This is a genomic window from Microbacterium sp. M1A1_1b, from assembly GCF_053345565.1.
Genome location: NZ_JBKFAJ010000003.1, coordinates 274,051 through 284,184, shown reverse-complemented (window position 1 = coordinate 284,184; position 10,134 = coordinate 274,051). Strand labels below are relative to the sequence as shown.

General features: G+C 69.7%; 10 protein-coding genes. 9 read left to right on the top strand and 1 reads right to left on the bottom strand.

Going from position 1 to position 10,134, the window contains the following annotated elements; translation table 11 throughout:
* The first annotated feature begins 124 nt into the window (after window positions 1-124).
* The 5 genes from ACLBWP_RS09910 to ACLBWP_RS09890 all read left to right on the top strand — a co-directional run bounded on the left by ACLBWP_RS09910 (window position 125) and on the right by ACLBWP_RS09890 (window position 4,941).
* On the top strand, window positions 125-1,081 hold the full coding sequence (locus ACLBWP_RS09910; protein ID WP_243564080.1) for a carbohydrate ABC transporter permease: 957 nt from the start codon (window positions 125-127) through the stop codon (window positions 1,079-1,081).
* Between the two features lie 8 nt (window positions 1,082-1,089).
* Window positions 1,090-1,992, top strand: coding sequence for a carbohydrate ABC transporter permease (locus tag ACLBWP_RS09905; protein ID WP_447655038.1), 903 nt, complete (start codon window positions 1,090-1,092; stop codon window positions 1,990-1,992).
* A gap of 68 nt (window positions 1,993-2,060) precedes the next feature.
* Window positions 2,061-3,362, top strand: coding sequence for an ABC transporter substrate-binding protein (locus tag ACLBWP_RS09900; RefSeq protein ID WP_243564078.1), 1,302 nt, complete (start codon window positions 2,061-2,063; stop codon window positions 3,360-3,362).
* Between the two features lie 80 nt (window positions 3,363-3,442).
* Window positions 3,443-4,372 (top strand): DUF4097 family beta strand repeat-containing protein, encoded by a 930-nt coding sequence (locus ACLBWP_RS09895; RefSeq protein ID WP_243564077.1) that lies wholly within the window; start codon window positions 3,443-3,445, stop codon window positions 4,370-4,372.
* A complete protein-coding gene (locus tag ACLBWP_RS09890) occupies window positions 4,369-4,941 on the top strand; it encodes a PadR family transcriptional regulator (RefSeq protein ID WP_447655037.1) in 573 nt (190 codons plus the stop codon). Before ACLBWP_RS09895 ends, ACLBWP_RS09890 begins: the two co-directional genes overlap by 4 nt.
* A gap of 147 nt (window positions 4,942-5,088) precedes the next feature.
* Here the strand turns inward: ACLBWP_RS09890 and ACLBWP_RS09885 are convergent, their stop codons facing one another.
* Window positions 5,089-5,877, bottom strand: coding sequence for a MerR family transcriptional regulator (locus tag ACLBWP_RS09885; RefSeq protein WP_447655036.1), 789 nt, complete (start codon window positions 5,875-5,877; stop codon window positions 5,089-5,091).
* Window positions 5,878-5,996: 119 nt separating this feature from the next.
* Between ACLBWP_RS09885 and ACLBWP_RS09880 the strand changes: the two genes are divergently transcribed.
* From ACLBWP_RS09880 to ACLBWP_RS09865, 4 genes are all read left to right on the top strand, one after another.
* A complete protein-coding gene (locus tag ACLBWP_RS09880) occupies window positions 5,997-8,285 on the top strand; it encodes an APC family permease (protein ID WP_447655035.1) in 2,289 nt (762 codons plus the stop codon).
* Window positions 8,286-8,315: 30 nt separating this feature from the next.
* Window positions 8,316-9,074 carry a hypothetical protein gene (locus tag ACLBWP_RS09875; protein WP_447655034.1) on the top strand — a complete coding sequence of 253 codons (759 nt, stop codon included), beginning with the start codon at window positions 8,316-8,318 and terminating at the stop codon, window positions 9,072-9,074.
* Between the two features lie 126 nt (window positions 9,075-9,200).
* Window positions 9,201-9,512: a DUF3072 domain-containing protein gene (locus ACLBWP_RS09870; protein ID WP_243564072.1), complete on the top strand. Its 312-nt coding sequence runs from the start codon at window positions 9,201-9,203 to the stop codon at window positions 9,510-9,512.
* A gap of 126 nt (window positions 9,513-9,638) precedes the next feature.
* A complete protein-coding gene (locus ACLBWP_RS09865; protein ID WP_447655033.1) occupies window positions 9,639-10,079 on the top strand; it encodes a DoxX family protein in 441 nt (146 codons plus the stop codon).
* Window positions 10,080-10,134: the final 55 nt, after the last annotated feature.

Here is a 10,134-nt window from a genome sequence, read left to right as displayed (position 1 = left end):
ACCTTGTTGTCGATTGCCGAACAAAGTCTGCCCACTTTCGACTGTTTACTTTTGGTCATCGAACGGTAATGTGCTCGAAACAGCCGATTCCTAGCGTTCAACGAAGAACCGTAAGGAGGCCCGCATGACGAGTGCGGTCGACGACCCAACCAGGGTGACCATCCGCCGTCGGCGTTCATCGACCGCCGACGCGAGCGCGATGGAACGCCGCGAGGGTCGGGCGGGGTACGCCCTGATCGCCCCGACCACGGTGCTGCTCGCACTGTTCTACCTGTACCCACTGGCCCAGACGGTGTTCTACTCGTTCACCAACTGGGACCCGGCCTCGGGCCAGACGAACGGCTTCGTCGGGCTGTCGAACTTCACCGGACTGTTCCAGGACGGCGAGTTCCTGCAGGCCGCGGGCAACACGGCGCTCTACGTGGTCGTGGTGGTGCCCGTCACGATGGCGCTCGGGCTGTTCTTCGCGGCGCTGCTCGCCCAGCCGTTCCGCGGACGCGGGATCTACCGGGCACTGCTCTTCGTGCCGTACATCGCCCCCATCGTGGGCAGCGCGCTCATCTTCAGCTTCCTGCTCTCTCCGCTCGGCGGCGTCGTGAACGGCGTCGTCACCGCGCTCGGCATCCCGCCGATCGGGTTCCTGACGAGTGAGCCGTGGGCGCTGATCTCGGTGATCGTGTTCTCGATCTGGCAGGGCGTCGGCTACACGATGATCATCTACTCGGCCGCCATGTCGAACATCCCCGCGTCCTACATGGAGGCGGCAACCCTCGACGGTGCCGGCCCGATCCGCCGCTTCTTCCGCATCTCGCTGCCCCTGGTGGCACCGACCACGGGGTTCCTGGCCGTGACGGGGGTCATCGGCGCGCTGCAGGTCTTCACGCAGGTGTACGTCCTGACGCAGGGCGGCCCGATCAACTCGAGCGAGACGATCCTGTACTACATCTACAACCAGGGCTTCGTGTTCTTCCACGGGGGCTCGGCCAGCGCCGCCGCCGTCATCCTGCTCCTGGTGGGCATCATCATCGCGATCATCCAGCTGCGGATCATCAACCGCCGCGACCCCGTCGAGCTGAACTAGGACCGCTAGTGACCGAAGCACTCTCCGGCGCGCCCCTGGCGGACGCGCACCGAGCCTCCCGTCCCCGCCGTAGCCGGCCCGCCGGCGTGCTGTTCCGCAAGCACTCGCCTGCGGTCCTGCGCCACGTCATCCTGATCGTCGCGGTCGTGCTGTTCTTCGGCCCGTTCCTGTGGATGGTGCTGACGAGCTTCAAGTCGTCGGAAGAGGCGCTGGCGTTCCCGCCGTCGTTCTTCCCGCGGCACTGGCAGCTGTCGAACTACTCCGACATCTTCACCGTCGCGCCGTTCGGGCTGTACTACTTCAACTCCACCGTCGTCGCGATCGCCACCACCGCGGGGCAGATCGTCACGAGCCTGGCGGCCGGGTTCGCGTTCTCGCGGCTGAAGTTCCCCGGCAAGAACATCGTCTTCCTCGTGCTGCTGGCCGCGCTGCTGGTGCCGTTCGAGGTCGTCTTCACCCCGCTCATCACGCTGCTGTCGTCGCTGCACTGGCTGAACAGCTACCAGGGCCTGATCGTGCCGAACATCCCCTCGATCCTCGGGACCTTCCTGTTCCGGCAGTTCTTCACCTCGTTCCCGAGCGAGATCGAGGACGCCAGCCGGGTGGACGGTGCCGGGGTGTGGCGGCGGATGTGGTCCGTCGTGACACCGATGGCCACCCCGATGATCGGCTCGTTCGCGGTGCTGTCGTTCGTCTACAACTGGAACAACTTCTTCTTCCAGTTCCTGGTCGCGTCCAAGACCGAGTTCTTCACGGTGTCGGTCGGTCTGACGCAGCTGCAGTCGGCGAACGCGAGTCAGAGCTTCAACCTGCTGATGGCCGGGTCGACGCTCGCGATCCTGCCGGTGTTCGTCGTCTTCATCATCTTCCAGAAGCAGATCGTGTCGGCCATGGCTGGCGGCCTGCGCTGACGAACCCCGCACCTCCTTCCGTTCTCCTTCCGCTCCTCTCCCCCAAGACGTCCGAGAAAGGACATCTCATGCGCAAGCGACTGCTCGGCATCGCGGCTCTCGCCGTCGGAGCCGCACTGGCCCTGTCCGGCTGTTCCGGCGGGTCCGTCACCGGCAACTCCGGCTCCAGCGGCGGCAAGACGACGATCACGCTGTGGCACAACTACACCGGCCCCCAGGCCACCGAGGTGAAGAAGCTCATCGACGAGTACAACGCCTCGCAGGACACGATCGAGGTCCAGCCCCAGTACGCGGCCTCGTCCGACCAGTTCGACGCCAAGCTCATCAACGCACTGAAGAACGACACCGGCCCGGACCTGGTGCTCGGTGACAGCACGCCCCAGCAGACCGGCCAGGTCATCGAGACCGGCAAGGTCCTGCCACTGGAGGACTACCTGTCGAGCGGCAGTATCACGAAGGACAACTTCACCGAGGGCATGCTGTCGACAGGCGCGTTCAACGGCAAGCAGTACACGCTCCCCACGGACATCGGTGACTACGCGGTCGTCTACAACAAGCAGATGTTCAAGGACGCCGGCATCACCGACACCCCGACCACGTGGGCCGAGCTGGCCGCGGACGCGAAGAAGCTCACGAAGGGCACCACGCAGTACGGCGCCTACCTGCCGATCGGCACCGGTGAGTGGCCGGTCTTCACGTGGCAGTCGATGCTGTGGAGCGCCGGTGGTGACTTCTTGAACGACGACAACACCAAGGTCGAGTTCAACAGTGACGCGGGCGTCAAGGCGCTGACGGCGTGGACCGACATGCTGAAGGACGGATCCGCGTACCCACAGTCGCTCATGACGACCTCGACGAACGGCGCTGTGCCGGCACTGACGAGCAAGAAGGCCGCCATGGCCATCACCGGCGCGTACGACCTGTCGACCATCGACAGCACGCTCAAGAAGGACAACGTCGGCGTCTTCGCACTCCCCGGCATCGACAAGCCGGCGATGAACCTCGGCACGAACAACTCGTACCTGCTGAAGTCGACGAAGGCCAAGCAGGACGCGTCGTGGAAGTTCATGCAGTGGTGGCTGAGCCCCGACACCGAGGCGAAGTGGGACATCAACACCGGCCTGCTGCCCGCGAACAAGAAGACGTCGGACAACGCGACGTGGAAGAAGTACCTCGAGGACAACCCGCGCCTGACGGCCTTCGCCGACGAGCTCGAGTACGCCAAGGCCCGTCCGTCCATCACCGCGTACGGCGAGGTCAGCGCGGCACTGTCCACGCAGCTGCAGTCCGCGATGCTGCTGAAGACCAGCCCGGAGGACGCCCTCAAGGCCGCCGAACAGAAAGCACAGGCCGCGCTCGACAAGCAGTGACGGAAGTCGTTGCACCATCCCGACTCGCGATGTATCGTGTCCACACCAGACGCGATACATCGCGAGTTCGAGGAGACAGCATGGCACAGGAGAAATGGCTCGTCGAAGAGCCCAAGGTCATCGACACGGGCATCGTCCGGTCGGTCCGGGTCGGCCTGGTCGGCGGGCAGGTCGACGTCGTCGCACACGACGAACCCACCGCGCGCATCGAGGTCCACAGCGTGTCCGGCAAGCCGCTCAAGGTCGAGCTCGACGGTGACACCCTGACCGTCGACCACCCCCAGATCCGCTGGGACGACCCGATCGGCTTCCTGAAGTCGTTCCGTGGCAAGGCCCACGCCGACGTCAGCATCCTGGTCCCCCGCGACGCGGGCGTGACGCTCGGGGTCGTGTCCGCCGGCGCGCTGCTGTCGGGGACCAACCGCGGCGCGACGCTCAACACCGTCTCCGGCGACGTGGTCGTCGACGGCGTGGCCGGCGACATCACCGTCAACGCGGTCTCGGGCACCACCACGATGCGCGACCTCGACGGCGCCCTGACCGTGCACACCGTGTCCGGTGACGTCGTCGCGACGGGTGAGATCCCGCGGTTCTCGGCCGACGGGGTGTCCGCCGACGTCGTGCTCGACCTGCGCGGCACCCCCGACTCCGCCAAGGTCAACACCGTGTCCGGCGGCGTGAGCGTCCGGCTCGAAGACGGCATCCCCTACCGCTGCACCGTCAGCACGGCCAGCGGCAAGCTGCAGTTCGACGACGCCGAGATCAAGGGCGTGCGCGGCTCGTACGTCAAGCAGGGCGGCGAGCTGTCCGGCCAGTGGCTCGACCTGCGCGTGAACTCCGTCTCCGGCGACATCGCGGTGCTGCACGCGCCGCCGAGTGCCCCCGCCGCGCCGACCGCCACCGCGCCGAGCGCCCCTGCCGGCCCGACGGACCCCACCGCGCCCGTCGCGCCGACCGCGCCTGCCGCTCCGACCGCGCCCGTCGTCGACGAGAGCGAGGCACCCGAATGAGTCCGGTCTTCGCGCACGGCCACCTGCGCCTGTACCTGCTGACACTGCTCGCCGACCACCCCATGCACGGGTACGAGGTCATCCAGGCCCTCGGCGAGCGCTTCGGCGGCACCTACGTCCCGAGCGCCGGCACGGTGTACCCGCGTCTGGCGAAGCTGGAAGAGGACGGCCTGGTCAGCAAGACCGCCGACGGCCGCAAGACCGTCTACGCGATCACCGAGGCCGGCCGCGCCGAACTCGACGCCCGCAAGGACGAGATCGACTCGCTCGAACAGGGCGTGAACGACTCGGTGCGCTCGCTCGCCGACGGTGTCCGTGCCTCGGTCGGCGACGCGATGCGGTCCCTGCGTGCGGACCTCGCCGCCTCGGCCCAGAGCGCCAACACCGAGGAACCGACCTCGGTGCCGTCCGAGAGCGCCCGCGCACTGCGGGAGCTCGAGATGGCGCTGTCGTCGTTCCGGCAGCAGGTCCGCGCCGACCTGCGGCGTCGTGCGACCCGCGGCACGCTCTCGCCGGACAGTGTCACGCGCCTGCGTGACGGGCTCGAGGCACTGCGCAAGTCGCTCTGACCCGCACCGGCGTGCCGGCGACGACCCGGGCCTCCCGTCCGGTTCGCACCCCCGCAACGACATCGCGCCCCGTCTCCACGGGGCGCGATGTCGGTGAGGGGGTGAGAACCGCAGCCGGCGCCCTGCCGCGGCCGCCCCGCCCGCGCCTCAGAGCCCCGCGTCCGCCAGCGCGTGCATCGCGTCGCGGAGCGCTCGGGCCGCGCCGGGCCCCGCCCACTCGTAGGCGTGGGTGAACCGCTCGTCGGCGACGTACATGTCGCCCAGCGTGCGGAACCGGTCGGCGGTCAGCTCGGCTGGCGGAGTCGCCTGGGCCAGCCACGCGAACTGCCGCCGGGCCAGCGCGAGCGCCCGCGGGGACGACGACGCGTCGCCCGAGGCCGCCAGTGCGGCAGCGTCGGCAGCGATCGCCCGCTGTTCGTCCTGGAACGCCTGCTTGGCGGCGGGGTCCTTCGCGTCCCACCAGGTGGCACCACGCTGCCAGGCGTCCGCGCCCCAGCGCTCCTCGACCTCGGCGCGGAACCGCGTCTGGTCGAACCCGTCGAAGGTGTCGTTCGTGGTCATGTCTTGTCCTGCCTGCAGTTTCGTGATGGTGGTGCGCACCGCGGCGAGCTGCCGTGCGATGCGGTCGCGTTCCCGTTCGAGCCACGCGACGTGTGCGGTGAGCGCGACGACGTCGTCCTGTTCGCCGTCCAGCACGCGCCGGATCGCGGGCAGGCCGAGCCCGAGCCCGCGCAGCAGCAGGATGCGCTGCAGCCGCACGAGCGCGCGGTCGTCGTAGCGGCGGAGCCCGCCGTCGCCGACCGCGGTCACGGGCAGCAGCCCGATCGCGTCGTAGTGCCGGAGCGTCCGGCTGGACACCCCGGCGGACCGGGCCACGTCGGCGATGCTGTGCGGCGCCTTCGCAGCGGGCGTCGGGATGTCTGTCGAACCGCTCATGTCCACGACGGTAGACGTTGACGCAGCGTCAACCACAAGGGGTCTGGCCGGCCGAGTTCGCCGATGTGGGAACACCGCGCGGGCCGCTCGTGTTGACTCCCGTCCGGAAGTGAGTAGGTTTGCCGCTCGTGACGAACGAGATCCGGTCGCTGAAGTCGCGACTGATCGGGGAGCCCCTGCCCTCTGAGAAGCTCGAAGGACAGCTCCTCCCGAAGCACCTGGCACTGCCGATCTTCGCGAGCGACCCGCTGTCCAGCGTGGCGTACGCGCCGCAGGAGCTCCTGATGATCCTGCTGCTGGGCGGGATGGCGTTCCTGACCTTCGCCCCGTGGGTCGCCGCACTGGTCGTGCTGCTGCTGCTCGTCGTCGTCGCGTCCTACCGCCAGCTCATCAAGGCGTACCCCTCCGGCGGCGGCGACTACGAGGTCGCGCACCGCAACCTGGGCGAGAAGGCGGGCCTGGTCGTGGCGAGCGCGTTGCTCGTCGACTACGTGATGACGGTCGCCGTGTCGGTGGCCTCGGGCGTGGACAACATCATCTCCGCGCTGCCCGTGCTGAACGAGTTCCGCGTCGAGCTCGCACTGGTCTTCGTCGTGCTGCTCGCCGCCGCGAACCTGCGGGGTGTGCGCGAGTCGAGCAAGGCCTTCGCCGTGCCGACCTACCTGTTCGTCGCGAGCGTGTTCGTCATGGTCGTCACCGGGTTGATCCGCGTGCTGGCCGGCAACGCCCCCGTCGCCGAGTCCGCCGCGTACACGGTGCAGAACGTCGAGCACACCACGCAGGCGGCCTTCATCCTGCTGCTCCTGCGCGCCTTCGCCTCGGGCTGTTCGGCGCTGACGGGGGTCGAGGCGATCGCGAACGGCGTGCAGGCCTTCCGCCGCCCGAAGGTGAAGAACGCGCAAGCGACGCTGGTGGCGATGGGCGGCATCGCGATCGTGCTGTTCGTCGGCCTGATCACGCTGGCGCTGGTGTCCCGCGTGCACTACGCCGAGAGCGCCTGCGACCTGCAGGGCTTCGCGAACTGCACGACGACCCCGCAGCGCTCGCTGATCGCGCAGATCGCCGCCGCGACGTTCGGCAACAACACCGTGCTGTTCTTCGTCATCCAGGCCACCACCGCCGCCGTCCTGCTGCTGGCGGCCAACACGGCGTTCAACGGCTTCCCGCTGCTCGGCTCGATCCTGGCGCGCGACTCGTACGCCCCCAAGGCCCTGTCGACCCGCGGCGACCGCCTGATCTACAGCAACGGCGTCATCGTCCTCGCGCTGGTCGCCGCCGCGCTGTTGGTGGTCTACCGGGCCAACGTCACGAGCCTGATCCAGCTGTACATCATCGGTGTGTTCGTGTCGTTCACGCTCGGGCAGACCGGCATGGTGCGGCACTGGACCCGGCTGTTGCGCGAGGACCGCGAGGGCACCGCGACCGAGCCCGTCAACCGCGGGCAGGTGATGCGCTCGCGGGCGATCAACGCCACGGGTGCGACGTTCACCTTCGTCGTCCTGGTCATCGTCACGATCACGAAGTTCACGCACGGCGCCTGGCTGGTGTTCGTCATCATGCCCGTGCTGTTCGTGCTGATGCTCGGCGTGAACCGCTACTACCGCGACGTCAAGCACGAGATCGAGGTCGACGTCGAGACCGAGTTCGGCGCGACCGGCGACCACGCGATCGTCCTGGTGAACAAGCTGCAGAAGCCCGTGCTCAAGGCCCTCGACTACGCCATCGCGGCCGAGCACGCCGGACTCGAGGCCGTGCACGTCGCCATCGACGACGCCGAGGCCGCCCTGCTGCAGCAGCAGTGGGCGGAGCACGGGATCGAGGTCCCGCTCACCATCGTGCCGAGCCCCTACCGCGACATCTCGACGCCGCTGATCCGGTACATCAAGGCGCACCGGCTCGAGCACGGCTCCGAGGTCGTCACCGTCTACACGCCCGTCTTCGTCGTCGGACACTGGTGGGAGGGCCTGCTCCACAATCACCGCGGCCGCCGGATCCGCAAGCGCCTGCTGCTCGTGCACGGTGTCACGGTCGCACTGGTGCCGTGGCTGCTCGACTCGTCCGAACTGCTGTACGGCCGTCGTTCGCGTCCCCTGCCCGGACAGGACCGCCGCGGCGAACCCGTCCGGCCGTCGCTCCGCCGCGCGCCGAACGGCGTGTTCCGCAACGAGGACGACGACCGCCTGGCCCGGTCCGACCAGCGCAACAGCCTGCAGGCACAGGCGCTCCTCGTCCTGCCCGGGCACACCGACCCCCACCGGGCGGACGCACAGCACCCGGGCGCGCAGCCGTCCCGTCGCGCGACCCGACCGGCCGGTCCGGCCGAGGGTGTGGACCCGGCCGAGTGCACGGGCGAGGTGACGGCCCTGGTGCCGGCGTCTGCCGTCCGGTCGCCGACGTCTGCGGAGTGACCCGGCCCTCCAGGCCTACGATCTGATGCCATGACCGACGCTCCCGACCTGCGCACCTACGCGACGTTCGACGGCCACGGTGGCAAGGTGTCGCAACGCGTCGAGGTGCTCGAGGACCGCGACGACGACCACGAGGGCCTGGTCGCGGTCGTCGGGTCGCACCCGCTCGGCGCGGTCGACGAACGCGCCGTCGACGACGACGCGTCCCTGACCAGGGGCGTCGCGAGCATCGGCTGGGTCGACCCGGCCACCCTGCGCGACTGGTACCGACCCGACCGGGTCGTCGTCCCGGCCATCGAGGCGCGCCGCTCCGACCTGTCCCCCGGCACCTACGCCGACACCCGGGGACGCGGTCGCGTCCGGATCGACGGCCAGGAGGCCCACCTCGGCCCCGACGGTCGGCCCGCGTTCCGCGCACTGGCCGGTTCCGGCGTCGTCGACGTCCCGCTGCCGAAGGACCAGGTGGTCCGGTTGGTCACCGTGCGCGCCGACGTGCCGACCGCGTCCGGGGCCGTCGGCACCGAGATCGTGACGACACCGATCAGCCCGCTGCTGGCGCCCGGCGAGTACCCGGCGTACGCGGACGACGTGCCAGGGCTGCCGCCACGGGAGCCCTCGGGTCGGGTGCAGGTGCGGGCGGCGGTGCTGCTCGACGGGTCACTGCACCCGGTCGAGCGGATCGACGAGCCCGCGAACACGATGTGGATCCGGCAGGGTGAGCGGTCGGTGCCGATCGCGGCGAACGAGGTCGGGCCGGACCTGGTGCGGTACACGGCCGTGCCGGTCTGAGCGGACGTGTCCGTCGGCGCTGGTGTCCCGTCGGCGCTGGTGTCCCGTCGGCGTGCGTGTCCCGTCCGCGTGCGTGTCCCCCGGGGCCGCTCCGGGTGTCAGTGGGGGCGGCGTAGCGTCCGTGCCATGACCGACGCAACTCCCACTCCTGCCCACGACGCCGACGAGGACCACTCGGGCGAGACCCTCGGCGGCGCCCGTCCCGACCCCTCCACGACGGCCAGCAAGGACCCCGAGCAGTGGGTCACCGGCGACGAGCCCATGACCGGCCCGCAGCGCAGCTACCTCGACACCCTGGCGCGCGAGGCCGGCGAGGAACTCCCCGCCGACCTGACCAAGGCCGAGGCGTCGGAGCACATCGACCGCCTGCAGCACGAGACCGGACGCGGCACCCCGGACGGGTCGGACACCTCCGGCACGATCGGCGCCACGTCCTGACGGTCGTTCGGTCCGGGCCTGCGGTCCACGCTTTCGGGGACCGCAGGCTGGACATCGGCTGGCGATCCCCGGGCAGAGCGGTCAACGACCCGGATCGATGACGCGTCACCTCGTACGGTCGAGGCCATGCGAACGACATCGACATCGATCGGCCTGACCGTGCTCCGCGTCGCTCTCGGCGTGGTCTTCATCGCCCACGGCGCGCAGAAGTTCGCCCAGGGCATCCCGGGCGTCGCGAACGGCTTCGCCGGCATGGGCGTCCCCTTCGCCGAAGTGGCAGCGCCCGTCGTGGCCGCACTCGAACTGGTCGGGGGCGTGTTCCTGGTGCTCGGCGTCGCCACCCGGATCGTGGGGCTGCTGCTGGCGGTCGACATGGTCGTCGCGGGCGTGCTGGCCCACGGCTCGGCCGGGTTCTTCTCGCAGGACGGCGGGTTCGAGTACGTGCTCGTGCTGGGCGCGGGTGCGCTCGCCGTCGCGCTGACCGGCCCCGGGCGGCTGTCGCTCGACGCCCTGGTGCTCCGTGCGTCCCGCCGCCGACGTGGTGCCGAGGAGCCCCTGGCCGCGTAGCGCCGCCGACCCCGCACGGCGCACCGTGCGCGGTTCGCCCGTGGTGCGCGGTTCG

Coding starts and splice junctions, on each gene's coding strand:
- ACLBWP_RS09910 (WP_243564080.1), top strand. CDS start 125: ATGACGAGTGCGGTCGACGACCCAACCAGGGTGACCATCCGCCGTCGG.
- ACLBWP_RS09900 (WP_243564078.1), top strand. CDS start 2,061: ATGCGCAAGCGACTGCTCGGCATCGCGGCTCTCGCCGTCGGAGCCGCA.
- ACLBWP_RS09895 (WP_243564077.1), top strand. CDS start 3,443: ATGGCACAGGAGAAATGGCTCGTCGAAGAGCCCAAGGTCATCGACACG.
- ACLBWP_RS09890 (WP_447655037.1), top strand. CDS start 4,369: ATGAGTCCGGTCTTCGCGCACGGCCACCTGCGCCTGTACCTGCTGACA.
- ACLBWP_RS09885 (WP_447655036.1), bottom strand. CDS start 5,877: ATGAGCGGTTCGACAGACATCCCGACGCCCGCTGCGAAGGCGCCGCAC.
- ACLBWP_RS09875 (WP_447655034.1), top strand. CDS start 8,316: ATGACCGACGCTCCCGACCTGCGCACCTACGCGACGTTCGACGGCCAC.
- ACLBWP_RS09870 (WP_243564072.1), top strand. CDS start 9,201: ATGACCGACGCAACTCCCACTCCTGCCCACGACGCCGACGAGGACCAC.
- ACLBWP_RS09865 (WP_447655033.1), top strand. CDS start 9,639: ATGCGAACGACATCGACATCGATCGGCCTGACCGTGCTCCGCGTCGCT.